Consider the following 26,759-nt stretch of genomic DNA (forward strand, 5'->3'; position numbering starts at 1 on the left):
TCTCAGCGCTCGATGTGATCGAGGTGCAGCATCCGCGCGAGATTCTTGTCGAGCTCGTCGTCGCGGAAGATCTTCTTCCAGTCTTCCTTGATGATGCTCTCGCGCCCATAGTCCATCGCGATCAGGCAGGCGTCGCTGAACGGGTTGTCGCCGCGCAGTCCGTTGGCCAGTGCCACCTGCGTGTGACCGTACAGGATGCTGCGGGCCGCCGCTTCCGGCACTCCCATCGTGTGGATGGCCTCGTCCAAGGCCTCGTTCAGCAGCGCGCCGATCATGCACGCGACCGTCTCAACGAGGGTGGGCTCGAGCTGGGCGAGCTGCTTGATCGTGACGAAGTGCACGTCGATCACGGGGGCGTAGATCGCACGGACCGTCGCCTCGACGATCGCGGCCTTAGCCGGGTCGTCGGACTCGACGGCGGCGATCGCGTCCTGCGCAGCGGCGATGCCGCCGAACGTGTCGGCGTACTCCTCGGGCGTCGTGCGCTGCAGGAAGATGGACGGGTGGCACGGGTGGGCCACGGCGCGGATGACGTCGTCGCGGTCGGTCAGCAGCCCCGCGTAGGCCGCGGCAGGATCGAGCGTCAGCGCGATCGAGCCGGGCTTCATCTGCGGCACCAGGTCGGCGGTCACCGGGCCGAGCGCCAGGTCGGGCACCGCGAAGACCACGATGTCGGCGTCGCCGACCGCGGTCGCGGCATCCGTCAGCTCGCGCCCGGCATCGCGGGTGCGCTGCTGGCCGGCGGGCGAGTTCTCGACGAAGAAGGCCTCATGCGCGGTCTTGACGAGGTTGTCGGACACCCGCATGCCCATCTTTCCGCCCGCGCCGATGACGGCGATCTTGTAGGTCTGAGTGGCGTCGGTCACAGTGTGCTCCTGAGGTATTCGATGGTGGTGCGGGTCCAGTCCCGCTCGGTTCGGATGGTGGTCTCGGCATCGCCCTGCCAGGGCAGCCAGTGCTCGACGATCTCGTTGACGGCGCGCTCACGCGGGCGGACGGTCTCGAGCAGGTGGGGGTAGTCGTGCAGGCCGGTGCCCATCGGGGCGCCGGAGTAGGTGAAGCCGACCCAGCCGTCCTGGCGTGCGAACGCGAAGTCCTTCACGTGCACGTTCGCGACGAGCGGGGCGGTGAGCTCGACGGCGTCGCGCGGACGCTCGAGCCGCGCGACGACATTGCCGGGGTCGAGGCAGATGCCCAGCTGCGGGCTGCCGAAGGAGTCCACGAGGCTCACGAGGTCGGCCGTCGCGATCTGCTCGTAGGTCTCCAGGGCGAGGGTGACGTCGGCGGCCTCGAACCCCGGGAGTGCGGCGCGGAGCTGATCCTCCGCTTCCGCGAGCGTCGGGCGCGAGTCGGGGCCGTAGAGCATGCTGCGGACCAGCCGCGCGTCGAACACCTCGGCGAGCACGAGGAACCGCCTGAGGTGCTCGGGGTCGATGCCCTTCGTGCCGAGTTCGACCGTGAGGCCGAGATCGCGTGCGGCGGATGCGGCATCCTGCAGCTCTGCATCGCTCATGAGTTCGAGGGGCGCGTAGTCGCAGATCTGGAACAGGTCGACATCGAGCGCGCGCGTGGCCTCGAGCGCGCCGATGAGCGACAGGGGATCATCGACCCGGTCGGAGTGCTGCCAGAAGAACGCGTACGTTCCGAGCCCGATCACGCGCTGTCCTCTCGGGTGTCCGCCGCGTGGGTGTCCTCCGCCTCGGTGCCGTCCGCCTTGGCGTCCTCCGCCGAACCCATGCTCTCGCCGCGAACCCCTGCGTTCCCAGGGCCAGGAGCGGATGGGTTCGCGGCGAGCATGTGGGTTCGGCGAGGGTGCGAGGCGGCCAGAGCCGCGGCCTCGTCGAGGACAGCGGCCAGCGCGTCGGGATCGTGGGCGAACCGACCGAGGAACAGACCGTCCACCGTGTGGCCGAGCTCGGTGAGCAGGCCGGGTCCCGCGGAGCCGCCGTAGATCACGGAGCTTCCGGAGCGGGCCGGGTCGGCGTTCAGCGCCGCGCGAAGGGCCAGCGTGACTTCGCTGATGTGCGCGCCCGGCGCCGGGGCCGGAGCTCCGATCGCCCAGACGGGCTCGTACGCCACGATCACCGCGCCGGTGGGCGCGCCGATGAGATCGCGCTCGAGCTGCGCGACGGTCGCCGCGGCGGCATCCTGCGCGTCGAGCCGCTCAGCCTCGCCGATGCAGAGGACCGGCGTGATGCCGTTGCGCAGGGCGGCTGCCGCTTTCGCGGCGGTCACCTCATCGGTCTCGCCGAACAGCCTCCGGCGCTCGGCGTGGCCGATCTCGGCGACGGTCACGCCGATCTCGGCGAGTTCGACGGCACTCACCTCACCGGTGTACGGCCCGCTGTCCTCGGTGGCGACGTCCTGTGCGCCGATCCGCACGGGGGTGCCGGCGAATGCGGCGATGGCGGGCAGCAGCTGGGGGTAGGTCGGGATCACGAAGAAGCCGACCTCGCCCGAGCTGACGGCGGGGTGTTCGCGCACGAGTCCGGCGACCCGCTCGAACCACTCCAGAGCCTCGCGATGACCGAAGTACATCTTGAGGCTCACGCCCACCAGTGCGTGCGGCATCAGCAGCTGCCGGTGCTCTCGTATTCGCCGATGACGGCGACCTTCTCGGCGGATGCCGATGTCGGGTCGAACCGGTAGGTCAGCCACTCGCGCACGAGGCGGCGGGCGAGCTCGATGCCGACGACGCGCTGACCCATCGTGAGCACCTGCGCGTCGTTGGAGAGGACGCCCCGCTCCACCGAATAGCTGTCGTGCGCGGTGACCGCGCGGATGCCGGCGACCTTGTTCGCGGCGATCGCGACGCCCAGGCCGGTGCCGCAGATCAGCAGCGCGCGGTCCGCTTCGCCGGATGCGACGAGCTCGGCCGCGGCGATCGCGACGCGCGGGTACGCGGTGTGTCCGTCGGCATCCACGCCCACATCGACGAGCGATGCGACTCCTGGGTCGCCCTCGAGGTCCCGCTTGAGGATCTCCTTGTAGTCGAATCCGGCGTCGTCGCTGCCGATCACGATCCGCAGTGCTTCCGTCATGTCAGTTCCTTTCGAGGACGGCGCCGACGGCCGTCGCGATGAGGGCGAGCGAGTGAGCGCCCGGGTCCGGGGTGCCGAGCGACTTCTCGGCGTGCGGACGGGCGCGGCCCATCCGGGGGAGCAGGTCCGCGGTGGATGCGGCGGCACGGGTCGCCGCGTCCGCCGCGGTGGCCCAGGCCGCGGCGAGGGAGGCGCCGGAGTCGATGCCGTGCGTGAGCTCGACGCTGAACGGGACGAGCGCGTCGACGAGGGTCTTGTCGCCGACTTCCGCCTTGCCGTAGGTCATGACCGACTGCACGCCGGCGGCGACGCCGCTCGCCACATCGGCGGAGGACGGCGAGCCCACGTCGCCGAGCTTGCCGGCGAGGCTCGCCAGGATGAGCCCCCACAGCGCACCCGAGGTGCCGCCGGCGCGGTCCGACCAGGCATCGGCGGCGCGGGCCAGGACGGTCTGGGCGCCGGCTCCGGCATCCCGTGCGGCGATCGCCGCGTCGCGCGCGGCGTGCGATCCGCGCTGCATGCCGATGCCGTGGTCGCCGTCGCCCGCGATCGAGTCCAGGCGGCCGAGCTCGTCCACATGCGCATCGACCGTCGCGGCGATGGTCTCGACGGCCTGCGCGACAGTCGCGGCGATCGCGCGCGATGCCTCGTCGGACGGGGGGATCGCCTCGGCGGCGAGGTCCGCATCGGCCGAGGCATCCGCCTGTGCCGCCGCGACCACCGAGCCGCGACGATACGCCGGGGTGTCCACCGGCGTGTCCCACAGGGCCTCGAGCTCGGCATCCGGCCAGAAGAGGGTCAGCGAGGTGCCTGCCATGTCGAAGCTCGTGCAGTACTCGCCGACGTGCGGATCGATGATCTCCACGCCCGCCGCGCCGAGGAGCTCGGCGATGCGCCGGTACACGACGAACATCTCCTCGTACTTGAGCGAGCCGAGGCCGTTGAGGATCGGCACCACGCGTGCGCCCGACACGTCGACGCCCTCGGGCACCTCGTCCAGCAGGCGGGAGACGAGCAGCTCCGCGAGACCGTCGGCGGTGGGGATGCCGGTCTCGTCGATTCCGGGTTCGCCGTGGATGCCGAGACCGATCGCCATGCGCCCGTCCGGCACCGAGAACAGCGGCTGCTCCGCGCCGGGCAGCGTGCAGCCGGTGAAGGCGACGCCGAAGGAGCGCGTGCGCTCGTTCGCGAGCCCGGCGACCCGGGTCACACCCGCAAGGTCGTAGCCGGCCTCGGCGGCAGCCGCCGCGACCCGGAAGACTGTGAGGTCGCCGGCGATGCCGCGCCTCTTGTGCTTCTCGGCGGGGGACGCGCTGAAGATGTCGTCGGTCACCGCGACCGTGTCGCACGGGATGCCGTCGGCGCGCAGGCGCTCCTGCGCGGCATCGAAGTTGAGCACGTCGCCGGCGTAGTTTCCGTAGGAGAAGAAGACGCCGCCCCCGCGCTCGGCCGCGGACGCGACCGCGTGGATCTGCTGCGTCGACGGCGACGCGAAGAGGTTGCCCATCGCGGCCCCGTGTGCGAGGCCCTGACCGACCAGTCCGCCGAACGCCGGGTAGTGCCCCGACCCTCCGCCGACCACGACCGCGACCTGGCCCTGCGGGACGACGGTGCTGCGCACGACCCCGCCCGTGACGCGGCGGACGTAGCGCTCGTTCGCCGCGACGAAGCCTGCGATCATCTCGTCGGCGAAGTCCGCCGGGTCGTTCCAGAGTCTCGTCATCGTGTCTCCTGGTTTCGCTCGCCGCAGACGGCGGTGTGTCGCTCGCACTGATGGCGAGCCATGGTGCTCGTCCGCCTATTGTGACAAACCGGTTGACCAATTGCAAGTGCAATTCCGGGCGCGGAGCGGTAGGTTGTCCCCATGCCCGCCTACCCCGGAGATCGATCGGACGAGATCTCGGCCGCGCTCAGCGCGCTGCCGAGCGGTACGCCCGTCTCCGAGGTGGCCCGCCGTCTGCTCGACCTGTTCACCAGCGGCTCGATCGCCCCGGGCACGAGGCTTCCTCCCGAGCGACAGCTCGCCAGCACGCTCGGAGTGGGTCGCTCGGCGGTGCGCGAAGCGCTCGCCGCGCTCGAGATCCTCGGAATCGTGGACGTGCGGCCCGGGTCGGGCACCTACCTGCGGGGCAACGCGAGCGAGCTTCTGCCGCAGACACTTCGGTGGGGCCTCCTGATCGGCGAGCGCAACACCGCGCAGCTGCTCGAACTGCGCTCCGGGCTGGAGATCTACGTCGCCCGCCTGGCGGCAGGTCGCGGCGACGCCGCCGAACTGCAGAAGGTATCGACGCAGCTCGAGCGCATGTCGGCGAACATCGACAATCTCAAGGCATTCGCCCGCGCCGACCTCGAGTTCCACCTCGCCCTCGGGCGGGCGGCGGGCAATGACATGCTGGTCGACCTCCTGCAGGTGGTCCGGTCGCTGCTGCAGGTCTATGCCGACCGGGCGGTGCACGACCAGGCGGCGGCGGCGGTCGCCATCGACGAGCACGACGCCGTGTACCAGGCGGTCGTTCGCGGAGACGAGGATGCGGCGGCATCCGCGATGGCCGTGCACATGGCGACGGCATCCCGGCGTCTGTCCGCCGACGCCGCACGGTAGCGTCGGCCGAAAGCTCGCTCGGAAGGAACCGCATGACCGGCAATTGGGCAGGGACCTACGACTACGCGTCACCGCGCATCGTCACCGCATCGTCCGTCGAGGAGGTGCAGCGCGCAGTCGCCGGAGGCGGCCGCGTGCACGCGCTCGGCACGCGTCACTCGTTCACCGACCTGCCCGACACCACGGGGACGCTGATCGACCTCGCCGGGCTGACGGGCGGTTTCGCGCTCGACGAGGGCGCCTCGACCGTCGATGTCGCTGCGGGCACGCGGTACGGCGAACTCGCGCTGTGGCTCGATGCGCGCGGCTACGCGCTGCACAACCTCGGTTCGCTGCCGCACATCTCGGTCGGCGGTGCGACCGCGACGGCCACGCACGGCTCGGGCAACGCCAACGGCGTGCTCACGAGCGCGGTGCGCGGCATCCGCTACGTCGGCGCCGACGGCGACGTGCACGAGGTGCGGCAGGGCGATCCCGATTTCGCCGCGCTCGCCGTCGGCGTCGGCGGGTTCGGCGTGGTCGTGTCGCTCACCCTCGCCGTGCAGCCCACCTACCGCGCGCGTCAGGACGTCTACACCCGGGTCTCGTGGGATGCCGCGCTCGATCGGTTCGACGAGATCACCGGCGCCGGCTACAGCGTGTCGGTGTTCACGCGATGGGAGCCGGACCTGCTCGGCGACGTGTGGGTCAAGACCCGCCTCGAGGCGGACGACGATCCGGTGCCGGATGTGCTCCTGAATGGGAGTCGTGTCGTGGACGCGAACCCGCTCGAGGGGCTCCCCGATCTCACCGAACTGGGCGGCGTGCCCGGACCCTGGCTGGCTCGGCTGCCGCACTTCCGGCTCGAGGGCAAGCCATCATTCGGAGACGAGATCCAGAGCGAGTACTTCGTGCCGCGGTCGGACGCGCCGGCGGCGCTGCGAGCGGTGCGCGAGCTCGCACCGAGGATCCAGCCCGTGCTGTTCGTCAGCGAGCTGCGGACGGCGGCATCCGACGATCTCTGGCTGAGCGGCGCATACCAGCGCGACTTCCTCGCGATCCACTTCACCTGGCACAACGACGATGCCGGCGTGCGGGCCGTGCTGCCCCTCGTCGAGGAGGCGCTGGCGCCGTTCCTCGCACGACCGCACTGGGGCAAGCTGCACCTGTTCGATGCGGCCGCGATCGCTCGGGTGCACCCGCGGCTCGCCGACGCGAGGGCCGTCTTCGAGCGGCTGGATCCAGAGGGCCGCTTCGTCAACGCGCACCTCGAGCGGGTTGGTCTGCGCGCGCCGCGCGGCTGACTCTGCGCCTCTCAGTTCCTGAGCCGCTCACTGCCTGAGCCTCGCAAGGCCTGAGCCGCGCAGTGCTACGCCGCTCAGCCCGCGCAGCCTTCTGCGCCGAACCCATAAGCTCCTCGCGAACCCTTGCGTTCGCGGGCGTACGAACGCAAGGGCTCGCGCGTAGGGCATGGGTTCGGCGCCCGGGCTGAAGAATCCGTCAGCGCGCGGGAGCGATGCCGAAGGATGCGAGCCGGGAGCCGAGGGCCCGCGCCGTCGCGATGTGCGCGGAGCCCCAGCGGGCGAAGCGCCACTGACTGCGCCCTCGGATCCAGTCCTCCCGCTCCTTCTCGTCCTGCAGCGCCTTCCGGGAGGACGTGGTCCCGAGCATCTCCGTATCCAAGTACTTGCCCATTCCGTCGAACTCACCCCACGCACGCACATCGTCGAGGCCGAAGTCGATCCGATAGACGGCGCCGTTCGGGCCGGGGAACGGCACCTGCAGACGAGGTCTGGCGAACCCGAGGTCGGCGAGATAGAGGCGACTCGTGCTCTCGCCGGGCAGCTGCGCACGTCCTTCGGCGAAGTCTGCGATCCAGCGCGCCTGGCGGATCCCTCGGGCTCCGGCGTTCCGGGCGATGCGTCCCTTCAACCCGGATCGCCACGTCTCAGCGGCTGCGTCGTCGTAGGTCAACCGCCCGTCGTCCCATGCGACGGAGCGCAGCGCTGCATCGGCGCATGCCAGCGCGGTCTCCCGCGATGTGGTGCGGATGAGGTCGTAGACCGTTCTCTGCAGTGACGTGACCGGGATGCCGCCCACGACCACCCTGTCGGCGTCAGCGATCGCGATCTCGTGCCTCCGCAGGGCTCGGCCGCGCCTTACGATTCCGTCGGCGTGCGGCGTGCAGATGTGCGGAGCGCCGGCCTGATGCCGATAGAGCGGCAAGCCGTGCACGACGGCGGCCGACGCGAACGCGAAGACCGCGTCGTCGGATCGCCGGAACGCATCGGCCGCGACGACGGAGAGCAGGTGCCGAGACTCCCGGTAGGCGGCATCCCACCGATCGCTGCGGACGTACCGGCCGCGATGGACGGCGACGATCTCACCGCCGGATGCCATCGAGCGCACCCGCGACGCGGGAATCCCCTCGCGCTCGAGAGATGCCGTCGTGAGGAGCAGGGACCGTGCCTCATCGGGAGTCATGGCAGCGAGCGTGCCCCCGCGGTGTCCGGCCACTTGAGCCTCGAGCACCCTCTGTGGAAACCTCCCCGAGCTCGAGCACCAGGGGAGGAATCCGCTTCGCCCGCGAACCCATACGTTCGCCGCGAACCCATGTGCTCCAACGCCCGAGACCATATGGGCTCGCGCTGAGAGTGTGGGCTCGGCGGAGGAGGCGAGGGCACAGCGCGACGCCACAGAGTCAGGCCGCAGAGGGCGCGAGACCGATCAGCCGGTGCGAGACCGATCAGCCGGTGCGAGACCGATCAGCCGGTGCGAGACCGATCAGCCGGCGCGGCGCAGGGGCTCGGTGCTCTGGGGGATGGGGATCGGAGTCGTCGCAGCGACCTCTTCGCTGAACTCCTCGGGCACGGGCTCGACCACCCGGATCGGCAGGGTCTCGTCGATCGTGAGGCGGAAGCGCCGTGATTCGTGCCGGCGCAGTCGGCCGGACACCAGGAGCCATGTCGCGCCGATCCCGAACGCGACCAGGGCGGCCGCGGCGCCGAGCAGGATCGCCATGCGGGGCCCGTAGGTCGCTGCGACCCATCCGACGATCGGCGCGCCGATCGGGGTGCCGCCCATCAGGATCGCCATGTAGAGGGCCAGAACGCGGCCGCGCAGCGCCGGATCGGTCGTCGTCTGCACGTATCCGTTGGCCGTCGTCAGCATCGTGACCACCGCGAAGCCCGTGAACATGAGCGTGACGGCATATGCCCAGTAGCCGGGCATGACCGCGGACACGGCCGCGGCGACGGCGAACAGCAGCGTGCCCGCGATCACCACGCGGATGCGGGCGCGATCGCGACGCGCAGCCAGGAGTGCCCCGGCCAGCGAGCCGATCGCGAGGATCGAGCTCAGGAGTCCGAACCCGTCGGCCTCCTGACCGAACTCGAGGGCCATCGTCGATGCGAAGATCGGGAAGTTCATGCCGAACGCGCCCACCAGGAACACCATCGAGAACGTCACGATGAGGTCGGGGCGGCGGGCGACGTACCGGAAGCCGTCGGCCAGGCGAGAAGCGCCGTTCGTGCTCGCGCGGGGGATCAGCTCGTGCGGTCGGATCAGGATCAGCGCGATGATCATGCCGAAGAACGTCACCGCGTTCAGGAGGAACACCCACCCGGTGCCGACCGCGACGATGACCACGCCGGCGACAGCGGGTCCGATCATGCGTGCGCCGTTGAAGGATGCCGCGTTCAACGCGACCGCATTCGACGCGTTCTCGCGCGTCACCACATCGGAGACGAATGCCTGACGGGCGGGATTGTCGAAGGCCGTCACGACTCCGAGCGCGAGGGCGAACCCGTACATCATCATGAGCGTCATCTGCCCGGTGAGGATCATCACACCGAGTGCGACGGCGAGCATGAACAGCACGCCCTGCGTCACCATCAGCAGCTTGCGCCGCTCGAAACGGTCGGCGACCCACCCGGTGACCCCCACCAGCAGCAGCGGCGGCGCGAACTGGAGCGCCATGGTGATCCCCATCGCGGCGGCGTCGTTGTCGGTCAGCTCGGTCAGCACGACCCAGTTCTGAGCGGTCGCCTGCATCCACGCGCCGATGTTCGACACGAGCGCGCCGATGAACCAGACCCGGTAGTTGAACACCGAGAACGAGCGGAACATCGCGCTCACAGGGCGACCATCCGCTGCATGATCGCGGCGGCCTTCGCGAGGATCTCGCGCTCGTCCGGATCGATGTCGGCCAGCGCCTCCTCGACCCACGCATCGCGGCGGCGCGCAGTCTCATCCACGACCGCCCGCCCGGCATCGGTCAGATCGATGACGACCTTGCGGCCGTCGCTCTCGTCGGCGCTGCGGGTGATGTACCCGGCATCCTGGAGGCAGTTGACCGTGCGATTCATCGCGGGGGACGACACGCGCTCGCGGTCAGCCAGCTCGGACAGCGTGTGGGATCCGTGGACGAACAAGCCGGCGAGGACGGCGAACTGCCCGTCGCTCATGGAGTCGACCGCGCGCTGCGTGCGCATGCGTCGAGCGAGCCGGAAGGTGGCGATTCGCAGATCGGACGCCTCACGAGAGAGGTCGTGCGTCGAGTCTGGGGAGTCAGCCATAGATCCTTAGCATAGTTCATTATCCATGTTAAGTAAATTCGGACAGTCTGGAGTGACCTGCGGCTGCTCGTCCGAAGGCTCCGCCGTGCGTCTCGTGTCTAGACTCAGCGCATGCCCCAGTTCACCGATGCCCGAGGCGTGCCGATCATCTATGACGTCTATCCGGCGCACGGCACGCCACGGGCCGTGGTCCAGTTGGCCCACGGCTACGGCGAGCACTCCGGGCGCTACGGTCGACTCATCGAGGCGCTGAAGAGCGGCGGCTACATCGTGTACGCGGACGACCATCTCGGCCACGGACGCACAGGCATGCTGCAGCACGGGAAGGACGCCTCACGACTGGGCACCCTCGGGCGAGGTGGCGTGCCCGCTGCGGTCGACGCGCTCTGGGATTTCACTGAGATCATCCGTGGTGAGCACCCGGACCTGCCGCTGGTTCTGCTCGCGCACTCGTGGGGTTCGTTCATGGCGCAGATGCTCGTGAACCGGCACCCCGATGCGTACGATCTGGTCATCCTGAGCGGCACCGTGTACAGGCAGCTCGGTTCCGGCAACCTGGGCGATCTCAACAAGCAATGGAACGCACCGGGCGCGACCGGGATGGAGTGGCTGGCGAGCGACGACCACGTGGTGCACGATTTCATCGACGACCCGCTGTGCACCACGGTTCCCATGGGCCAGACGATCGGGCTGTTCGGACAGCTGCAGATGCTCGGCAAGCCGAGGCGCAAGCTCCGGGAGGCCGCGGGTCACGACGTCCCGATCCTGCTCATGGTGGGCCGCGACGACCCTGTGGGCGGGCCGCGCAGCGTGCATCGACTCGCCGACGCGTACCGCACCCGTTCCGGGCTCACCGACGTGACCACCTACGTGTACCCCGACGCGCGGCACGAGATCTTCAACGAGGTCGGGCAGGAGAAGGTGCGCGCCGATCTCCTCGCGTGGCTGGACGCGCGCCTGCCGGCACGCGATTGAACTGCCGCGACCTGCTCAGCGCGAGCTGAACGCCGCGTCGAACGCCGCCTCAGGCGCAGCGAACGCGTTGCGCCTGACGAATTCGAGCGCCTCGGGCGCGCCCAGGAGCCGGTCCATTCCGGCGTCCTCCCACTCGACCGAGATCGGGCCGTCGTAGCCGATGCTGTTGAGCGCGCGGAACGCCGCCTCCCACGGCACGTCGCCGCGGCCCGTCGACACGAAGTCCCAGCCGCGGCGCAGGTCGGCCCACGCGAGGTGCGAGCCGAGCCGGCCGTTGCGGCCGTTGCCGAGGTTGAGCTTCACGTCCTTGCAGTCGACGTGGTAGATCAGGTCCTTGAACTCGAGGATGAAATCCACCGGGTTCAGCTCCTGCCAGATGAAGTGCGACGGGTCCCAGTTCAGTCCGAACGTCTTGCGGTGTCCGATCGCCTCCAGCGTGCGGACCGTCGTCCAGTAGTCGTACGCGATCTCGCTCGGGTGCACCTCGTGCGCGAACCGGACGCCGACCTCGTCGAACACGTCGAGGATCGGGTTCCACCGGTCGGCGAAGTCCTTGTAGCCGGCATCCACCATCTCCTGCGAGACGGGCGGGAACATCGCGATGTACTTCCAGATGCTCGAGCCGGTGAACCCGATGACCGTCTCGACTCCGAGCTTGGCTGCGAGCCGGGCGGTGTCCTTCATCTGATCAGCAGCGCGCTGACGGACGCCTTCCGGGTCGCCGTCGCCCCACACCTTGTCGGAGAGGATGTCGCGGTGCCGCTGATCGATCGGGTCGTCGCAGACGGCCTGGCCGGTGAGGTGATTCGAGATCGCCCACACCTTCAGGTCGTACTTGGCCAGCAGATCGAGCTTGCCCTGGACGTAGTCCTCCTCGTTCCAGCGGTACGGATCGAGATGATCGCCCCAGCATGCGATCTCGAGGCCGTCGTAGCCCCACTCCGAAGCGAGGCGCGCGACCTCCTCGAGGGGGAGGTCGGCCCACTGGCCGGTGAAGAGGGTGATGGGTCGCGCCATTGCTGTGTTCCCTTCCGAGTTCTCCGCCGCTCACGCGGAGGCTGTCTTCTCAATCTTGCAGGCCGCGCCGCGGCGGCGCACCGGGTCAGGCCGAGGTGGAGATCCAGCGGCTGCCTTCGGCGGAGCTGCGCTCGACGGCATCCAGCACGCGCTGCACGTGCAGGCCGTCCGCGAACGACGGACGCGGCTGCCTGCCCTCGACGATGGCGTTCACGAAGTCGACCACCTGGTGGGAGAACCCGTGCTCGTAGCCGAGCATGTGACCTGCGGGCCACCAGGGCGCCAGATAGGGGTGATCGTGCTCGGTCACCAGGATCTTTCGGAATCCCTGCTCCGTCGGCGGCAGCGTCGCGTCGTAGAAGTCGAGTTCGTTCATCCGCTCGAGATCGAACGAGATGGCGCCGAGCGAGCCCGACACCTCGATCGTGAGCGCATTCTTGCGACCGGTCGCGAACCGCGTGGCCTCGAAGATGCCAAGCGGCGCGTAGCCGCCGCCTCCGGGGTTCGAGTACCGGCCCGAGAAGAGCGCGATGTCGTCCACCGTGACCTGGCCCCGCTCGGTGGAGGCCGTCCCCGACAGTCCGACGCCCTCGGCGAGCAGCGGGCGCTCGGCCACGATCGTGTCGATCACGCCCGACACGCTCTCCAGGTGCAGGCCGGTGATGTATTCGGACAGGTCGACCGCGTGTGCGCCGATGTCGCCCAGGGCGCCGGAGCCGGCGCGATCCTTCTGCATCCGCCAGGTGAGCGGCGCCTCGGCGTCCATCAGCCAGTCCTGCCGGTACGACGCGCGCACCTGTCGGATCTCGCCGACTCGGCCGGCGGCGATGAGGTCGCGCGCGAACGTGGCGGCGGGAACGCGCCGGTAGGTGAAGCCCACCATCGCGTGCACGCCGCGCTCAGCGGCGCGCGCGGCGGCATCCGTCATCGCCTCCGCTTCGGCGACCGTGTTGGCCAGGGGCTTCTCGCACAGCACGTGCTTGCCTGCCTCGAGGGCGGCGATGGCGATCTCGGCGTGCGTGTCGCCGGGGGTCACGATGTCGACGACGTCGATGTCGTCGCGGGTGATCACCTCGCGCCAGTCGGTGGCCGCCTCAGCCCATCCCCACTTCTCAGCGGCTGCGGAGACCGCGGCGGGGTTGCGACCGACCACGACGGACATCGAAGGCTCGGCGGGCAGATCGAAGAAGCGGGGGGCGACGCGCCACCCCTGCGAGTGTGCGGCGCCCATGAAGCCGTAGCCGATCATGGCGACGCGAAGGTTCTCGGTCACTGGTACTCCGTCGGTGGGTCGAAGGGACTGGATTGGAACGTGAAGGGGGCGCCCGCGTGCGGCGGACGCCCCCTCACCGTGTTCTCACTCCGAGCGGGTCAGGATGCGAAGGCCAGTCCGATGTACTGGTCGACGTTGTCCTTCGTGACGACCGGCGCGTCGAGCACGATCCGGTTCGGCACGCCCGGCGTGATCAGGTCGCTCATCGTCTTGCCCTGGGCGATCAGTCGCGCGAGCGCGATGCCGTCGGCCGCCTGCGTCGACGGGTAGATGATCGTCGCCTTCAGCACCGTGTCATCGGCTGCGATGGCATCCATCGCGTTCTTCGAGCCGGCGCCGCCGACCATGAGCATCTCGTCGCGGCCCGCGGCCTCGATGGCGGCGAGGACGCCGACGCCCTGGTCGTCATCGTGGTTCCACAGCGCGTCGATCTGCGGGTTGGCGGACAGCAGCTGGGATGCCGCGGCCTCGCCGCCCTGGACGGTGAAGTCCGCGGCCACACGTGCCGAGACCTCGAGTCCGCAGTCGCTGAGCGCGTCGGCGAAGCCGGCCGAACGGTCCTGCGTGAGCGGGAGCGAGTCGATGCCGGGGATCTCCGCGATGATCGCGTCGGGGTTGTCCCCGACCTGCTCGCAGATGTACGTGCCGGCGCTGACGCCCATGCCGTAGTTGTCGCCGAGCACCGTGGTGCGGGCGGCGAACGGGCTGGAGAACTCGCGGTCGACGTTGATGACCGGGATGCCAGCCTCCATCGCCTTGATCGCGACCTCGGTCAGGGCGGCGCCGTCGCTGGGGAGCAGGACGATCGCATCGACACCGTCGTTGATGAAGGTCTCGACCGCCGCGATCTGGGCGTTGACGTCGTTCGTGCCCTCCGCGAGCTGCAGCTCGACATCGGGGAAGCTCTCGGCCGCGGCGACCGCGCCCGAGTTGATGGCGCCGAGCCAGCCGTGGTCGGCGGCGGGACCCGAGAAGCCGATGACGACGGTGTCGCCGCTGGCCTCGTTCTCCTCAGAGCTCGTGCCCTGGTCGACCACGTCCTCCTCCCCTTCGGGAGATCCGGCGGTGCAGCCCGCGAGCAGTGCGATCGCCGTCATCGCGGCGACGCCGGCGCCGATCGTCCGGATGCGCGCGCTTCGTGTTGTACGCATGTATTCCTCCTTGAATGTGAATGCAGGGTCGGGTGCTGTGGGGGCCACGAAACGCGTTCGCGCGACGGTCCCCAGGGCTGACCGAGATCAACGTAGCAGAACACATCATCGGCGCGACACCTTTTGATTGGACACGAGCAGAAGCCGTTATGGTCCGAAAATTTCGGTCTGCAGGGCTGATCGGGCGGACTCGCGCCGAGCGCGCGATCGCGTAGGAATCCCTCGATCGCGGCTGGCGCGTCATGTTATGGTCGCCATGTGATCAAAGGTGACCAGGATTCGGCGTTACTCGAGGTACGCGGCATCACGAAGAGCTTCGCCGGCGTCCATGCGCTGCGGGGAGTCGATCTCGACGTCCGTGCAGGAGAAGTGCACTGCGTGCTCGGACAGAACGGCGCCGGCAAGTCGACGCTCATCAAGACGCTCGCCGGCGTCCATCGTCCGGACGAGGGCACGATCGCGTGGCTCGGCGATGTCGTGGAGATCCCGACACCCGAAGCGGCCCTGGAGCTCGGCATCGCGACGATGTACCAGGAGCTGGACGTCGTCGACGGACTGACGATCGCCGAGAACATCTTCCTGGGCCACGAGCTCTCCCGGGGAGGCTTCACCAAGCGTTCGGAGGCCGCCCGGCAGACCAGAGAGCTGCTGCGCAGGCTCGGCCACGACAACCTGTCGCCGCATACCGAGGTCGGGCAGCTCAGCGCCGCGAACAAGCAGATCGTGAGCATGGCGCGGGCCCTCTCGCACGACATCAAGCTCATCATCATGGATGAGCCCTCCGCGGTCCTGGACACCGAAGAGGTGAAGAACCTCTTCCACGTCGTGAAGGAGCTGACCTCCGAAGGCATCGCCGTGGTCTACATCACCCACCGACTCGAGGAGATCCGCCAGATCGGCGACAGGATCACGGTCCTCAAGGACGGACGGTCGATGGCGTCGGGGATCCCGGTCGCCGAGACGCCGACGGCTGAGCTGATCCGCCTCATGACGGGGCGCGAAGTCGCGAACGTCTTCCCCCCGGCCGTTCCCGTGCCCGATGAGTCGCCCGTGGTGCTCGACGTCGACGGACTCGGGCTGGCCGGAGTGTTCTCCGACGTCTCGTTCACAGTGCGTGCGGGTGAGATCGTCGGGCTCGCCGGGCTGGTCGGGTCGGGACGCTCCGAGATCATCGAGACCATCTACGGCGCCCGCAAGGCGACTGCCGGCACGGTTCGCGTCAGTGCCAAGAAGCTCCGCCGTGGATCTGTCGTCGCGGCGGTCGATGCGGGCGTCGGACTGTCACCGGAGGAGCGCAAGAGTCAGGGACTCGTCCTGGATGAGCCCATCTTCGTGAACGTGACCCTCTCCTCGGTCTCCCGGTTCGCCAAGGCCGGTTTCCTCGACGAGCGCGCGGAACGCAAGGTCGCGAGCGAGCAGATCGAGGCGCTCGAGCTGCGGCCGGCGAACCCCGATCGACCGGCGCGCACACTGTCGGGCGGAAACCAGCAGAAGATCCTGCTCGCGCGGTGGCTCGTGCACGGTACCCGCGTGCTGCTCCTGGACGAGCCGACCCGCGGCGTCGACGTCGGCGCCCGAGCCGAGATCTACGCCCTCATCCGGCGGCTCGCCGCAGCGGGGAACGCCCTGGTCATCGTCTCGAGCGAGATCGAGGAGGTGCTCGGCCTCGCCGACACCGTGCTGATCGTCTCCGACGGGCGCGTCATCCAAACCCTTCCCGCATCGCAGATCGACGAGCACGGCGTGCTCGACCTCGTCATGAAAGGAACAGCCGCGTGAGCGAGCCAGTAACCACCGGGGACCTGGTCGGTCCGCCCCCCTCAGCGGACGCCCCGAACGGGGCTCCATCCGGGCGCGGCAAGGACAAGACCGGCCTGCAGAAGATCATGTCCGGCTCGGTCGGGCGCAATCTCGGACTCGTCCTCGCGCTGCTGCTGCTCGTGATCGTCGGCGCGGTCACGGCGGGCGACAGCTTCACCACCTTCAGCAACGCCCTCGTCATCCTGCGCCAGGCGTCGATCATCGGCGTGATCAGCATCGGCATGACCCTCGTCATCATCGCGGGCGGCATCGACCTCTCCGTCGGATCCGTGATGGGGCTCGCCTCCATCGTGGCGACCCTGGCGGCGATCCAGGACCTGGCCGATCAGACCCACTGGATCGTGATGGTCGTGATCGCCCTCGCCGTCGGCCTCGGCGCCGGGCTGATCAACGGCGTCGTGATCGCCTACGGCAACGTCGTCGCGTTCATGGCCACGCTCGCGATGCTCGTCGCGGCGCGCGGCCTCGCCGAGATCCTCGCCGAGCGTCGGACCCTGATCGTCGAGGATCGCGGCTTCATCAGCTTCATGAACTCCGACTTCATCGGCGTCGACATCCTGATCTGGATCTTCGCGATCGTCGCAGCGCTGGGGTGGGTTCTGCTGAACCGCACGACCTTCGGGCGGCGCACGGTCGCGATCGGCGGCAACCGCGAGGCCGCCCGCCTCGCGGGCATCAACGTGAAGCGCCACACGATGTGGCTGTACGCGATCTCGGGCCTGAGCGCGGGCATCGCCGCGGTCATGATCCTCGGCCGCACAACGGCTGGAAGCTCGACCCACGGTCAGCTCTACGAACTCGACGCGATCGCAGCGGTCGTCGTCGGCGGCACGCTCCTCGTCGGCGGCCGCGGCACGATCACGGGCACCGTCTTCGGCGTCCTGATCTTCGCGACCCTGACGAACGTCTTCGTTCAGAACAACCTGTCCTCGTCGGTGCAGGCCGTCGCAAAGGGCGTGATCATCGTGATCGCGGTACTGCTGCAGCAGCGGTTCGCGAAGCCCGGCGGTCGAGAATCGTAGCCGCCACCGGGACTTCTGCCGAGTGTGTAGCCTGACGACCAGACAGGCGGCGCAAAGCAGGCATGACGACGTACAGAACTAGCCGGACTTCGGCCGATTCGGCCGAATGAGCGAGTGGATCGTGCAATGGGTGGGGAAGCCGCTTCCGCGGGAATGGGCGTGACGGAGCTCTTCCAGCTGCTCCGTGACGGAGTTCCGCGCACGCGAGCGCAGCTGGCGAAATCGACAGGACTCGCGCGGTCGACGATCGCCGTCCGCGTGGACGAGCTGATGCGGATGGGGCTCGTGACCCCCGTCGCCGAGGCTGCCTCGACCGGCGGCCGGCCGCCGTCGCAGTTCGCGCTGAACCCCGGCGCCCGCGTCGTGGTCGCCGCCGACATCGGAGCATCCCACGCCACCGTGGCGATCACGGATCTCGGCGCCACGATCCTCGCCGAGCGCACCGAGCCGCTCGACATCACGCTCGGGCCGGTCCCCGTGCTGACGTGGACTCTCGAGACGGCGCTCGCACTCCTCGCCGAAGCCGGCCGCCCGGCGCGCGACATCGCCGCGATCGGGATCGGCGTGCCCGGGCCGGTCGAGTTCTCCACCGGCCGGCCGGTGAACCCGCCGATCATGCCCGGCTGGGATCGCTTCGACATCCCGGGGTGGGTGCGACAGCACCTCGATGCCCCGGTGCTCGTGGACAACGACGTGAACATCATGGCGCTCGGCGAGCGGGCGACCGCATGGCCGGGGACCGAGCATCTGATGTTCGTCAAGATCGCAACGGGCATCGGCGCCGGGGTCATCTCGGGAGGCCAGCTCCTCCGTGGCGCCCAGGGCGTCGCAGGCGACATCGGCCACGTGCGCGTGGCCCGCGGATCCGACGTGCCCTGCAGCTGCGGCAACCGCGGGTGCCTCGAGGCGCTCGCCTCGGGACCGGCGATCGCTCGCGAACTGCGCGGGCAGGGCGTGGACGCCCAGAACGGCAACGACGTCGTCGACCTCGTCAAGCACGGCAACATCGACGCGATCCAGGCCGTCCGTCAGGCCGGACGCGACATCGGCGAGGTGCTCACGGCCTGCGTGAGTCTGATGAACCCATCGGTGATCGCGATCGGAGGCTCGATGGCGCGCGTCGGCGAGCACCTGATCGCCGGTGTTCGCGAAGTCGTGTACACGCGGTCCACGCCGCTCGCGACCGAGCATCTGTCGATCGTGCAGTCCTCGGCCGCGGAGAACGCCGGCGTCAGCGGCGCGAGCATGCTCGCGATCGAGCACGCCCTCTCGCCGGCTGCGCTGCACATGCTCGTCACCGCCTGAGCGGTCGGCGGCGGCCCCGGCCCCTACGCTGAAGTCATGCACGGCGAATACAAGGTGCCCGGAGGCAAGCTGGTCGTCGTCGACCTCGAAGAGCGGGACGGCAGGATCGCCGAATTCCGGCTCGCGGGCGACTTCTTCCTCGAGCCCGACAGCGCGCTCGACGACATCGACGCCGCCGTGAACGGACTGCCCATCGAAGCGGATGCCGCGGCCATCGCCGCCGCCGTGCGGTCCGCGCTGCCCGACGGCGCGCAGCTGCTCGGCTTCACACCCGAGGCTGTCGGAACCGCAGTTCGCCGTGCCCTGGTCACCGCCCCCGGATGGCGCGATTTCGACTGGGAGATCGTGCACGAGCGGCCCGTCTCGCCGAGGATGAACCTCGCGCTCGACGAGGTGCTCACGACTCGGGTGGGCGACGGCCGGCGCCGCCCGACCCTGCGGGTGTGGGAGTGGGACGAATCCGCCGTCGTGATCGGCTCGTTCCAGTCGTATCGGAACGAGGTCGACCCAAAGGGCGCGGCCCGACACGGGTACGACGTCGTGCGCCGCATCTCGGGCGGCGGCGCGATGATGATGGGCGCGAACTCGATCGTGACGTATTCGCTGTACGTCCCCGCATCCCTCGTCGCCGGCATGACCTTCGCCGACTCGTACGCGTTCCTGGACGACTGGGTGCTGCAGGCGCTGCGCTCGCTCGGCATCGACGCGACCTACCAGCCGCTCAACGACATCGCCTCGCCGCAGGGCAAGATCGGCGGGGCCGCGCAGAAGCGGCTGGCGAACGGGGGAGTGCTGCACCACGCGACGCTGAGCTACGACATGGACGGCCAGGTCATGACCGAGGTGCTCCGCATCGGCCGCGAGAAGCTGAGCGACAAGGGCACGGTCTCCGCGGCGAAGCGGGTCGACCCGCTTCGCCGTCAGACCGGTCTGCCGCGCGAGGCGATCATCGAGCGCTTCATCGAGACGTTCGCGGCCCTGTACGGAGCCGTACAGGGCGGCATCAGCGACGAGGAGTACGCCGAAGCCGAAGCCCTGGTCGAATCCAAGTTCGCCACGGATCCGTGGCTGTACCGCGTGCCGTGAGCGAGGCCGTCGAACCGGTCGAGCGCGGCGCGGTCGAGATCCATCTGGGCGACAACCTCGTCGTCGCGGCGGGCCTCGCCGACGGGTCGTTCACGCTGATCTATCTGGATCCGCCGTTCAACACCGGGCGCGTGCAGGGCAAAGCGGTCGAGACCGCTCAGTCGCGGACAGCCGATGGCCCTCCGGGCAGACGCGGATTCCACGGCCGTGAGTACGAGCGGCTGCGCGGTGATCTGCGCACGTACGACGACCGGTTCGACGACTACTGGGGCTTCCTCGAACCCCGGCTCGTCGAGGCATGGCGGCTGCTCGCCGACGACGGGACGCTCTACGTGCATCTCGATTACCGCGAGGCGCACTACGCCAAGGTGCTGATGGATGCGCTGTTCGGTCGCGAGCGCTTCCTCAACGAGCTCATCTGGGCGTACGACTACGGCGCGAAGACCCGCAGGCGCTGGCCGACCAAGCACGACACGATCCTCGTCTACGTCAAGGATCCGGACCGGTACTGGTTCGACTCGGATGCCGTGGACCGCGAGCCGTACATGGCCCCCGGGCTCGTGACCGCAGAGAAGGCGGCCCGCGGCAAGCTGCCCACGGACGTGTGGTGGCACACGATCGTCCCGACGACGGGCAGGGAGAAGACGGGCTATCCGACGCAGAAGCCGGAGGGGATCCTCCGACGCATCGTGCAGGCATCCAGTCGTCCGGGCGACCGCGTCCTGGACTTCTTCGCCGGCAGTGGGACGACCGGGGCCGTCGCATCGGCGCTCGGCCGTGACGCCGTGCTCGTCGACGCGAATCCCGAGGCAGTCGAGGTCATGCGCAGGCGGATGCCGCACGCCGAGGTCATCGACTGAACCCCCAGCGCCGGCGGTTCACGGGGCGAGCCGGCTCCAGCCGGCGTAGTCGTGCATCGCGATCCCTGCGAAGAGGGGGTCCGATCGCAGTGCGCTGACGGCGGCTGCGGTCTCGCGCTCGAGGACTCGCCGGCCATCATCGGCGAACGTGGTGTGAGGTTGCGCGGACGGCGTGGTGTCGACTCCGATCCGGTACCGGCTGCCGACGGATGCTGCGACCTCGCGGGCCGCGTTCGAAAGGTCGAGGATCGCCGGCGCGCGGTCGCGGTACGACATGATCGTGACCGCCGAGGCGGCGAACAGCAAGGGGAACTCATTGACCAGCGCCGCGGGAACATCGACCTCGACCGGCAGTCTCGTGGTCGCGCGCACAGCACGGACCGCGTCGGCCAGACCCCCCAGGCGCCGCTCGTTGTGCGCCGGCCAGTCGTCGGCCGCCCAGGGCTCGACGTCGAGATGCACGGCGTCGAAGTCGCCGTCGGCCAGCGCTCGGTTCGCCCACGCGGCGGCGTTCGGCGGAGCATCGGCCCAATCGGCTCCGCTGCCCAGGCATGCGACCCGGGTGCCGCGGCGGCGCAGGCTGCGCGACAGCGTTCGCGTCGCGGCGCTCGGGCCGGCCCACGGCACCGTGAGGAACACCTCCCCGACTCGCTCGCGGTGCGCGAAGTCGACGACCGCTTCCGGAGCGAGGGCGTCGTCCCAGAGCCACATCGCCCGAGCATCGTGCGCCTCGTCGCCCATGCGCCACAGCCTAGGACTCGCGGAGCAGCTCGATCTCCTCGCGGTTGACCTCGGCGGCGCGGGCGAACAGCTCGTTCGCGAACTCGATCTGCTCGTCGTCGAGCGTCGCCAGGTAGTCCGCCCATCGCTGCCCGACGCGGCCGTAGATCGGGCCGACCTTCTCGAGCACGGTCTCGACGCGTGCGGTGACGATGACCTTGCGGCGGTCCTTCGCGTCGCGCTCGCGCGTGACGTAGCCCGCGCGCTCGAGGCGGTCCACGACCGCCGTGATCGCGCCCCCCGCAGTGAGTCCGGTGCGCTCGGCGAGCTCGCCGGGCGTGGCCGGCCCCTCACTCATCAGCAGGCTGACCGCCTGCATGTCGGTGCTGTTGATGCCGCCGTGCCGCGCCACCGCGTCCTGGAAGAGCACGGCGCGTGCCATGAACTCGCGCATGACCTCGCCCATGCGCTCGATCGAGGCCTCGCGCTTTGACTTCTTCGGCATCCGTCAGTATTCTCTCTAAATACGAGAGACTCTAGAAGAGAGAGTCTCGCCTGATTCAAGGATAGCAAATGCCCAGAGCACTCGTCATCGGTGGCGGAGTCGCCGGCCCGGCAGCCGCCATGTTCCTCCAGCGAGCAGGCTGGGACGTCGAGGTCTTCGAGGCCGACCAAGAGCCCGACCCGTTCGAAGGGCTGTTCCTCAATGTCGCCACGAACGGACTCGCCGTGCTCGATCAGCTCGGTCTCCGAGATCGGCTCGGCTCGGATGGTCACCGGGCCCCGAAGATGGTGATGCGCAGCGGGACCGGCCGGGAGCTGGGGGCGGTCCCCAACGGGCCGGCCGGCGACCCCGGGCGGGGGAGCGTGATCGTGCGGCGCGGCTGGCTGCACCAGGTCATCCGCGAGGGCGCGATCGCAGCGGGGGTTCCGTTCACCTTCGGCGCGCGACTCGTGTCGATCGAGGAGACCCCGACGCTCGTCCGCGCGACCTTCGCGGACGGACGCATCGCCGAGGGCGACATCCTGATCGGGGCAGACGGGATCGGATCGCCGACGCGCCGCTGGATCGACCCGTCCGCGCCCGAACCTCGGTACAGCGGGCTGGTCGGCACGGGTGGGTATGCGCGAGTGCACGGGCTCGAGCCGACCCCCGACACCCAGTACTTCGTGTTCGGCGCCCGCTCGTTCTTCGGCTATCTGGTTCGCGCGGACGGCACGGTCTACTGGTTCGCGAACATGACGACGCCGGAACCGGCCAGAGGGTCGCTCCGCGAGGTGCCCAGCGCGCAGTGGCTCGCGCGGCTGCGCGACCTGCACAGCGACGACCCGTTTCCGGTGCCGCAGATCCTTGCGAACGTCACCGGAGAGGTCGGCGCATACCCGATCTTCGACCTGGTCGGCGTCACGTCGTGGAGCCGAGGTCGCGTCGTCGCGATCGGCGACGCAGTGCACGCCACCTCGCCGAGCGCGGGTCAGGGTGCATCCCTCGCGCTGGAGGACGCGATCACGCTCGCGAAGTGCCTCCGCGACGTTCCCGATCGGGCGGACGCGTTCGCCGAGTACCAGCGCGAGCGCCGGCCGCGGGCTGAGGCAGTGGTGAAGTACGCGCGCGTGATCGACTCGCAGAAGCGCGTGACGAAGTCGAGGATCGGCATCGCGATCCGCGACTGGATGATGCCGAAATTCCTGAAGAACGCTGCCGACGACACCCGCAACGACTGGCTCTACAACCACCGGATCGCCTGGGAGAGTCCCGTTCCGTCGCCGCGGCCGTAGCCTCGCAGCCGCGGCTCAGACCAGGGCGCGCACGCTCGCGTACCCGTCGGCCTCGACGTCGGGGCGGGATGCTGTGCCGCCGAAGACCCTCGTGGATCCGGATGCCGAAGACCACGGCGTCCACCCGGGCTCGCCGTCCCGCACGAACGAGACCGCAGAGCCGTGCAGGCCCGCCGCCAGGGCGCGCGGGGGCTCGTCGCCGGCGATCGCCGTGACACCGTCGGCGTCGAGGCAGTCGAACCAGAACGGCACGTCGAGGCAGTGGCATGCCCAGCCGATCGTCGGCGATGACCAGGCGAACCTGTACACCCAGGTGGCGGCATCCCGGCGAGCCTCCGCGATGCGCACGACCCCGGCCCGGAAGACCTCGTCGGTGACGTAGCGACCGAGGACCGCAGCGGTGCCCTTGCGTCGCTGCGGGCCGTTGGCGGCGAGGTACTCCTTCCGCCTCGGCGCATCGAGCTTGAGCTTTGCGAGTGCGACCGACGCGGGGATGAGACGCAGCTTGTTCTTCGCGCCGTCGGTGGCCATGGTGAACTCGTCGTCGGTCGCTCCCAGCACCAGCGGCACATCCGCGCCGACACCCGCGCGCAGCGAGTCGAGCGTCGGCTGCCCGATCAGGTCGCCGTCGACCATCGGCCCCCAGCTCAGCCCGTCCTGGAGCAGGACGAGGATCCCCGCGAGGGGGTCCTTCGAGTCCGGGGAGGCCGCGGTCTCCTGCAGCTCGAAGAGCTTCGCCTCGGGGACCGTGGCGAAGCCGTCCCGCGTCGGGGCGACTCCGGCGAGGTTCGCCAGCTTGGCCGACAGCGTGCGCGCGCGTTCGGCTGCGACATCCGCGAGCGCGGGCGAGAGCGCCCACACCGCGTGGAAGAGCCCCTGGGCAGCCGGCATCCCGAGCAGCGTCAGCACCGCCCCGCCGCCGGCGGACTGGCCGGCGATCGTCACGCGGGACGGATCGCCGCCGAACGCCGCGATGTTCTCGCGCACCCATTCGAGTGCTGCCAGCCAGTCGCGCACGCCGCGGTTGCCGGGTGCGCCCGCGATGTGGCCGAAGCCGTCGAACCCGAGCCGATACGAGATCGAGACGGTCACCACCCCGTCGCGGTTGAACCCGGCGCCGTCGTACCAGGGGCTCGCGGGCGAGCCTTCGGTGAATCCGCCGCCGTGGATGTAGACGAGCACCGGAAGCGCGGCCGCGGGTTCGCCGGGAGCCGGCGTGAACACGTTGACGTTGAGGGTCGCGTCGCCGGGCACCGCGGGCTCCGGGATCAGCGTCTGCTCGCCCGGCTTCTCGCGCTTGGCGGTGGCGCCGTAGTCGAGCGCGTCGCGGACGTCGTCCCACGGCTCCGGGGGCACGGGTGCGGCGAATCGCAGGTCTCCGACGGGAGCCTGCGCGAAGGGGATGCCGAGGAACGCCGCGGAGTCGCCCCGCCAGAATCCGCGCACGCGGCCGGGTGCGATGGTCACGATCGGGTCGGGATGCTGCGTCACTTGCTGTCGTCCTTCTCGGGTGGTGCGGGGGTGAGCGCGTCGAAGAGCGCATCGACCGTGGCCGCCATGTCGACTCGGGGATCCAGCATCCACTGGATCTGCAGGCCGTCGGCGACGGCCTGGAAGATGCGGGAAAGCGTCTGCGCGTCGATGCGATCGGTGACCTGGCCCGCCGCCTGACGTTCGGCGAGCGCTGCAGCGAACACCTGCCGCAGATTGTCGTTGCGCTCGATGAAGTACTTGTGCGCGGGGTGGTCGGGGTCGGCCGCGTCGACGGACAGCCGCGAGAAGAGCTGGACGAGGCCCGGCACGTCGCTGTTGTGCCGGATCACCTCGAGGTAGCCCTTGCGCAGGTCCAGCTCACCCGGGTCGACCGGGGGAAGCGGTCCGTAGTGGACCATGTCCACCTCGTCGCGCTTGCGGAGGATCTCGGTGAAGAGCTCTTCCTTGCTGTCGAAGTAGTGCAGGAGTCCGGCCTGGCTCAGACCGACCGCTTCGGCGAGCTCCTTCACGGAAGCCCCTCGGTAGCCTTCGCGGGCGATGACCTCGAGGGCGCGCTCCAGGATCTCTTCGCGCTTGGCGACGCCCTTGGCGTAGGAACCTCTTCGTGCCATGTCCTCAGCGTAAACCGAACAACGCTTGATTTTCAAAACCTAGTGTCATAAGGTTTTGCTGGCTCAGAGCAGAGCCGTCCGAACTCCCCAAGGATCATCAATGACACTGCCGTCCGAATCATCCACCTCGGCCCTCGACCCGAACGAGCCCGTCTCACCCATGACGGAGAACACGTTCGTCGCCACTGCCGCCGGCAATGACGACCCGCCCGCGCCCATCAAGGGCGTCCGTCGGCTGCTCTGGTGGATCATCCCCGCCAACCTGGGCATCTTCCTCATCTGGGGCGCCGTGCCCGGCATCCTGCTGCCCGCTCAGGTGACCGAGTTCGATTCGGCGAACAAGATCGTGAACCTGCTGATCGTCACGACGATCGGCTCCTTCGCGTCGATCCTCGCGCAGCCCATCGCCGGCCAGATCTCGGACCGCACGCGCTCGCGCTTCGGCCGCCGCGCACCGTGGATCATCATCGGATCGCTCGCCGGCGGCCTCGCGCTCACCGGTCTCGCCTTCGCGGATTCGCTCATCGGGATCGTGATCGCGTGGACCCTCGTGCAGATCTCGTACAACTTCGCCCAGGGACCGCTGAGCGCAGTCATGCCCGACCGCGTCCCCCTCGCGCGCCGTGGAACCTTCGCCGCGCTGTCGGGCATCGGCCTGATGGTCGGCGCGCTCGGCGGCTCGATCGTCGGCTCGCTGTTCCTGCACAGCATCGCGGCCGGCTACGTGATCTTCGCGATCATCTCGCTCGTCGTGCTCTCGCTGTTCGTGATCTTCAACCCCGACTACTCCAGCAAGGACATCGAGCCCGACCCGTTCAAGCTCGCCGACTTCCTGCGCACGTTCTGGGTCAACCCGGTCAAGCACCCCGACTTCTTCTGGGCGTTCACGGGGCGACTGCTCCTGTACACCGGCTACTTCGCGGTCACCGGCTACCAGTTCTTCATCCTCACGGACTACCTCGGCGTCGAAGACCCGGCGACGGTCATCCCGATCCTCGGGCTGCTGAGCCTGGTCGGCATCCTGATCTCGACGATCATCTCCGGCCCGCTGTCCGACCGGATCGGCCGTCGCAAGCCCTTCATCTTCGGCTCGTCGGTGTTCGTCGGTCTCGCGATGGTGATCCCGATCGTCTCGCCGACGATTGAGGCGTGGATGCTGATGACCTTCATCTCGGGCTTCGGCTTCGGCATGTTCCAGGCCGTCGACACCGCCCTGATGAGCCAGGTGCTGCCGTCGGCGAAGTCGTTCGCGAAGGACCTCGGCGTCGTCAACATCGCGGCCACACTGCCCCAGACCCTCGCCCCAGCGGTCGCGGGAGGGATCGTCCTCACGTTCGGCTACATCGGGCTCTTCCCCGTCGGCATTGTCCTCAGCATCCTCGGCGCCTTCGCGGTCTGGCCCATCAAGGCCAGCCGCTGATCCTCGACCACCTCACCTGACCCACA

The 26,759-nt window shown here is 69.3% G+C and carries 25 protein-coding genes; 10 read left to right on the forward strand and 15 right to left on the reverse strand.

From position 1 onward, the window contains the following. Positions 1–2: 2 nt before the first annotated feature. The 5 genes from BM349_RS13745 to BM349_RS13765 are packed head-to-tail and all read right to left on the reverse strand — an operon-like array spanning position 3 to position 4,764. Positions 3–866: a phosphogluconate dehydrogenase C-terminal domain-containing protein gene (locus tag BM349_RS13745; protein ID WP_368086678.1), complete on the reverse strand. Its 864-nt coding sequence runs from the start codon at positions 864–866 to the stop codon at positions 3–5. Beyond that, positions 863–1,657 (reverse strand): sugar phosphate isomerase/epimerase family protein, encoded by a 795-nt coding sequence (locus tag BM349_RS13750; protein WP_091707491.1) that lies wholly within the window; start codon positions 1,655–1,657, stop codon positions 863–865. The genes BM349_RS13745 and BM349_RS13750 overlap by 4 nt, the downstream gene beginning before the upstream one ends. Further along, positions 1,654–2,571, reverse strand: coding sequence for a triose-phosphate isomerase family protein (locus tag BM349_RS13755; RefSeq protein WP_091707492.1), 918 nt, complete (start codon positions 2,569–2,571; stop codon positions 1,654–1,656). The genes BM349_RS13750 and BM349_RS13755 overlap by 4 nt, the downstream gene beginning before the upstream one ends. Further along, positions 2,571–3,041, reverse strand: coding sequence for a ribose-5-phosphate isomerase (locus tag BM349_RS13760; RefSeq protein WP_091707493.1), 471 nt, complete (start codon positions 3,039–3,041; stop codon positions 2,571–2,573). The genes BM349_RS13755 and BM349_RS13760 overlap by 1 nt, the downstream gene beginning before the upstream one ends. Position 3,042: 1 nt before the next feature. Next, entirely contained in the window at positions 3,043–4,764 is a 1,722-nt protein-coding gene (locus tag BM349_RS13765; protein WP_091707494.1) for a dihydroxyacetone kinase family protein, read from the reverse strand. A gap of 141 nt (positions 4,765–4,905) precedes the next feature. Here BM349_RS13765 and BM349_RS13770 point away from each other — a divergent pair, with 141 nt between their 5' ends. Further along, entirely contained in the window at positions 4,906–5,643 is a 738-nt protein-coding gene (locus tag BM349_RS13770) for a FadR/GntR family transcriptional regulator (RefSeq protein ID WP_091707495.1), read from the forward strand. 32 nt (positions 5,644–5,675) lie between these two features. After that, positions 5,676–6,926 carry a D-arabinono-1,4-lactone oxidase gene (locus tag BM349_RS13775; protein ID WP_091707496.1) on the forward strand — a complete coding sequence of 417 codons (1,251 nt, stop codon included), beginning with the start codon at positions 5,676–5,678 and terminating at the stop codon, positions 6,924–6,926. Positions 6,927–7,122: 196 nt separating this feature from the next. Here BM349_RS13775 and BM349_RS13780 read toward each other — a convergent pair whose 3' ends face one another. The 3 genes from BM349_RS13780 to BM349_RS13790 all read right to left on the reverse strand — a co-directional run bounded on the left by BM349_RS13780 (position 7,123) and on the right by BM349_RS13790 (position 10,199). Further along, positions 7,123–8,106 (reverse strand): hypothetical protein, encoded by a 984-nt coding sequence (locus tag BM349_RS13780; RefSeq protein ID WP_139230931.1) that lies wholly within the window; start codon positions 8,104–8,106, stop codon positions 7,123–7,125. Between the two features lie 300 nt (positions 8,107–8,406). Further along, positions 8,407–9,750 carry an MFS transporter gene (locus BM349_RS13785; protein ID WP_091709309.1) on the reverse strand — a complete coding sequence of 448 codons (1,344 nt, stop codon included), beginning with the start codon at positions 9,748–9,750 and terminating at the stop codon, positions 8,407–8,409. Between the two features lie 5 nt (positions 9,751–9,755). Next, positions 9,756–10,199 carry a MarR family winged helix-turn-helix transcriptional regulator gene (locus BM349_RS13790; RefSeq protein WP_091707498.1) on the reverse strand — a complete coding sequence of 148 codons (444 nt, stop codon included), beginning with the start codon at positions 10,197–10,199 and terminating at the stop codon, positions 9,756–9,758. A 111-nt stretch (positions 10,200–10,310) separates the two neighbouring features. Between BM349_RS13790 and BM349_RS13795 the strand changes: the two genes are divergently transcribed. Then, a complete protein-coding gene (locus BM349_RS13795; protein WP_091707499.1) occupies positions 10,311–11,174 on the forward strand; it encodes an alpha/beta hydrolase in 864 nt (287 codons plus the stop codon). Positions 11,175–11,189: 15 nt separating this feature from the next. Here the strand turns inward: BM349_RS13795 and BM349_RS13800 are convergent, their stop codons facing one another. The 3 genes from BM349_RS13800 to BM349_RS13810 all read right to left on the reverse strand — a co-directional run bounded on the left by BM349_RS13800 (position 11,190) and on the right by BM349_RS13810 (position 14,615). Next, positions 11,190–12,191, reverse strand: a complete 1,002-nt coding sequence (locus BM349_RS13800; protein ID WP_091707500.1) for a sugar phosphate isomerase/epimerase family protein — start codon at positions 12,189–12,191, stop codon at positions 11,190–11,192. Positions 12,192–12,276: 85 nt separating this feature from the next. Continuing rightward, the gene (locus tag BM349_RS13805; RefSeq protein WP_091709311.1) at positions 12,277–13,440 is read right to left on the reverse strand and encodes a Gfo/Idh/MocA family protein; all 1,164 of its coding nucleotides are present in this window, start codon (positions 13,438–13,440) and stop codon (positions 12,277–12,279) included. Between the two features lie 122 nt (positions 13,441–13,562). After that, on the reverse strand, positions 13,563–14,615 hold the full coding sequence (locus tag BM349_RS13810) for a substrate-binding domain-containing protein (RefSeq protein ID WP_091707501.1): 1,053 nt from the start codon (positions 14,613–14,615) through the stop codon (positions 13,563–13,565). Positions 14,616–14,918: 303 nt separating this feature from the next. On the opposite strand from BM349_RS13810, the gene BM349_RS13815 reads away from it, so the two are divergent. The 5 genes from BM349_RS13815 (at position 14,919) to BM349_RS13835 (ending at position 20,709) form a co-directional block, all read left to right on the forward strand. Beyond that, complete coding sequence (locus tag BM349_RS13815; RefSeq protein WP_091709313.1) at positions 14,919–16,394, forward strand: sugar ABC transporter ATP-binding protein; 1,476 nt, start codon at positions 14,919–14,921, stop codon at positions 16,392–16,394. Beyond that, positions 16,391–17,458, forward strand: coding sequence for an ABC transporter permease (locus BM349_RS13820; protein WP_254773910.1), 1,068 nt, complete (start codon positions 16,391–16,393; stop codon positions 17,456–17,458). The genes BM349_RS13815 and BM349_RS13820 overlap by 4 nt, the downstream gene beginning before the upstream one ends. A 126-nt stretch (positions 17,459–17,584) precedes the next feature. Then, entirely contained in the window at positions 17,585–18,763 is a 1,179-nt protein-coding gene (locus tag BM349_RS13825; RefSeq protein WP_175525308.1) for an ROK family transcriptional regulator, read from the forward strand. A 36-nt stretch (positions 18,764–18,799) separates the two neighbouring features. Next, on the forward strand, positions 18,800–19,849 hold the full coding sequence (locus tag BM349_RS13830) for a lipoate-protein ligase LplAB (RefSeq protein ID WP_091707503.1): 1,050 nt from the start codon (positions 18,800–18,802) through the stop codon (positions 19,847–19,849). Continuing rightward, complete coding sequence (locus BM349_RS13835; protein ID WP_091707504.1) at positions 19,828–20,709, forward strand: DNA-methyltransferase; 882 nt, start codon at positions 19,828–19,830, stop codon at positions 20,707–20,709. The genes BM349_RS13830 and BM349_RS13835 overlap by 22 nt, the downstream gene beginning before the upstream one ends. Before the next feature lie 18 nt (positions 20,710–20,727). On the opposite strand, the gene BM349_RS13840 is transcribed toward BM349_RS13835, so the two are convergent. Together BM349_RS13840 and BM349_RS13845 are read right to left on the reverse strand one after the other, a co-directional pair. Continuing rightward, positions 20,728–21,450 carry a hypothetical protein gene (locus BM349_RS13840; RefSeq protein ID WP_091707505.1) on the reverse strand — a complete coding sequence of 241 codons (723 nt, stop codon included), beginning with the start codon at positions 21,448–21,450 and terminating at the stop codon, positions 20,728–20,730. Between the two features lie 10 nt (positions 21,451–21,460). Next, a complete protein-coding gene (locus BM349_RS13845; protein ID WP_091707506.1) occupies positions 21,461–21,934 on the reverse strand; it encodes a MarR family winged helix-turn-helix transcriptional regulator in 474 nt (157 codons plus the stop codon). A gap of 68 nt (positions 21,935–22,002) precedes the next feature. Between BM349_RS13845 and BM349_RS13850 the strand changes: the two genes are divergently transcribed. Then, on the forward strand, positions 22,003–23,208 hold the full coding sequence (locus BM349_RS13850; protein ID WP_091707507.1) for an FAD-dependent oxidoreductase: 1,206 nt from the start codon (positions 22,003–22,005) through the stop codon (positions 23,206–23,208). Positions 23,209–23,223: 15 nt separating this feature from the next. On the opposite strand, the gene BM349_RS13855 is transcribed toward BM349_RS13850, so the two are convergent. Then, on the reverse strand, positions 23,224–24,699 hold the full coding sequence (locus tag BM349_RS13855) for a carboxylesterase/lipase family protein (RefSeq protein WP_091707508.1): 1,476 nt from the start codon (positions 24,697–24,699) through the stop codon (positions 23,224–23,226). Continuing rightward, positions 24,696–25,313, reverse strand: a complete 618-nt coding sequence (locus BM349_RS13860) for a TetR/AcrR family transcriptional regulator (protein ID WP_091707509.1) — start codon at positions 25,311–25,313, stop codon at positions 24,696–24,698. The genes BM349_RS13855 and BM349_RS13860 overlap by 4 nt, the downstream gene beginning before the upstream one ends. A 100-nt stretch (positions 25,314–25,413) precedes the next feature. Here BM349_RS13860 and BM349_RS13865 point away from each other — a divergent pair, with 100 nt between their 5' ends. Then, positions 25,414–26,733 (forward strand): MFS transporter, encoded by a 1,320-nt coding sequence (locus BM349_RS13865; RefSeq protein ID WP_091707510.1) that lies wholly within the window; start codon positions 25,414–25,416, stop codon positions 26,731–26,733. The last annotated feature ends 26 nt before the right edge of the window (positions 26,734–26,759 follow it).

Source organism: Microbacterium sp. cf046, from assembly GCF_900114345.1.
Classification (GTDB): domain Bacteria; phylum Actinomycetota; class Actinomycetes; order Actinomycetales; family Microbacteriaceae; genus Microbacterium.

Bases quoted from the DNA above. Each gene is read 5' to 3' on its own strand.
- BM349_RS13770 (WP_091707495.1), top strand. From the start codon at position 4,906: ATGCCCGCCTACCCCGGAGATCGATCGGACGAGATCTCGGCCGCGCTC.
- BM349_RS13860 (WP_091707509.1), bottom strand. From the start codon at position 25,313: ATGGCACGAAGAGGTTCCTACGCCAAGGGCGTCGCCAAGCGCGAAGAG.
- BM349_RS13795 (WP_091707499.1), top strand. From the start codon at position 10,311: ATGCCCCAGTTCACCGATGCCCGAGGCGTGCCGATCATCTATGACGTC.
- BM349_RS13760 (WP_091707493.1), bottom strand. From the start codon at position 3,041: ATGACGGAAGCACTGCGGATCGTGATCGGCAGCGACGACGCCGGATTC.
- BM349_RS13790 (WP_091707498.1), bottom strand. From the start codon at position 10,199: ATGGCTGACTCCCCAGACTCGACGCACGACCTCTCTCGTGAGGCGTCC.
- BM349_RS13755 (WP_091707492.1), bottom strand. From the start codon at position 2,571: ATGCCGCACGCACTGGTGGGCGTGAGCCTCAAGATGTACTTCGGTCAT.
- BM349_RS13810 (WP_091707501.1), bottom strand. From the start codon at position 14,615: ATGCGTACAACACGAAGCGCGCGCATCCGGACGATCGGCGCCGGCGTC.
- BM349_RS13780 (WP_139230931.1), bottom strand. From the start codon at position 8,106: ATGACTCCCGATGAGGCACGGTCCCTGCTCCTCACGACGGCATCTCTC.
- BM349_RS13785 (WP_091709309.1), bottom strand. From the start codon at position 9,750: ATGTTCCGCTCGTTCTCGGTGTTCAACTACCGGGTCTGGTTCATCGGC.
- BM349_RS13865 (WP_091707510.1), top strand. From the start codon at position 25,414: ATGACACTGCCGTCCGAATCATCCACCTCGGCCCTCGACCCGAACGAG.
- BM349_RS13765 (WP_091707494.1), bottom strand. From the start codon at position 4,764: ATGACGAGACTCTGGAACGACCCGGCGGACTTCGCCGACGAGATGATC.
- BM349_RS13775 (WP_091707496.1), top strand. From the start codon at position 5,676: ATGACCGGCAATTGGGCAGGGACCTACGACTACGCGTCACCGCGCATC.
- BM349_RS13800 (WP_091707500.1), bottom strand. From the start codon at position 12,191: ATGGCGCGACCCATCACCCTCTTCACCGGCCAGTGGGCCGACCTCCCC.
- BM349_RS13850 (WP_091707507.1), top strand. From the start codon at position 22,003: ATGCCCAGAGCACTCGTCATCGGTGGCGGAGTCGCCGGCCCGGCAGCC.
- BM349_RS13840 (WP_091707505.1), bottom strand. From the start codon at position 21,450: ATGGGCGACGAGGCGCACGATGCTCGGGCGATGTGGCTCTGGGACGAC.
- BM349_RS13845 (WP_091707506.1), bottom strand. From the start codon at position 21,934: ATGCCGAAGAAGTCAAAGCGCGAGGCCTCGATCGAGCGCATGGGCGAG.
- BM349_RS13805 (WP_091709311.1), bottom strand. From the start codon at position 13,440: ATGATCGGCTACGGCTTCATGGGCGCCGCACACTCGCAGGGGTGGCGC.
- BM349_RS13825 (WP_175525308.1), top strand. From the start codon at position 17,585: ATGGGTGGGGAAGCCGCTTCCGCGGGAATGGGCGTGACGGAGCTCTTC.
- BM349_RS13830 (WP_091707503.1), top strand. From the start codon at position 18,800: ATGCACGGCGAATACAAGGTGCCCGGAGGCAAGCTGGTCGTCGTCGAC.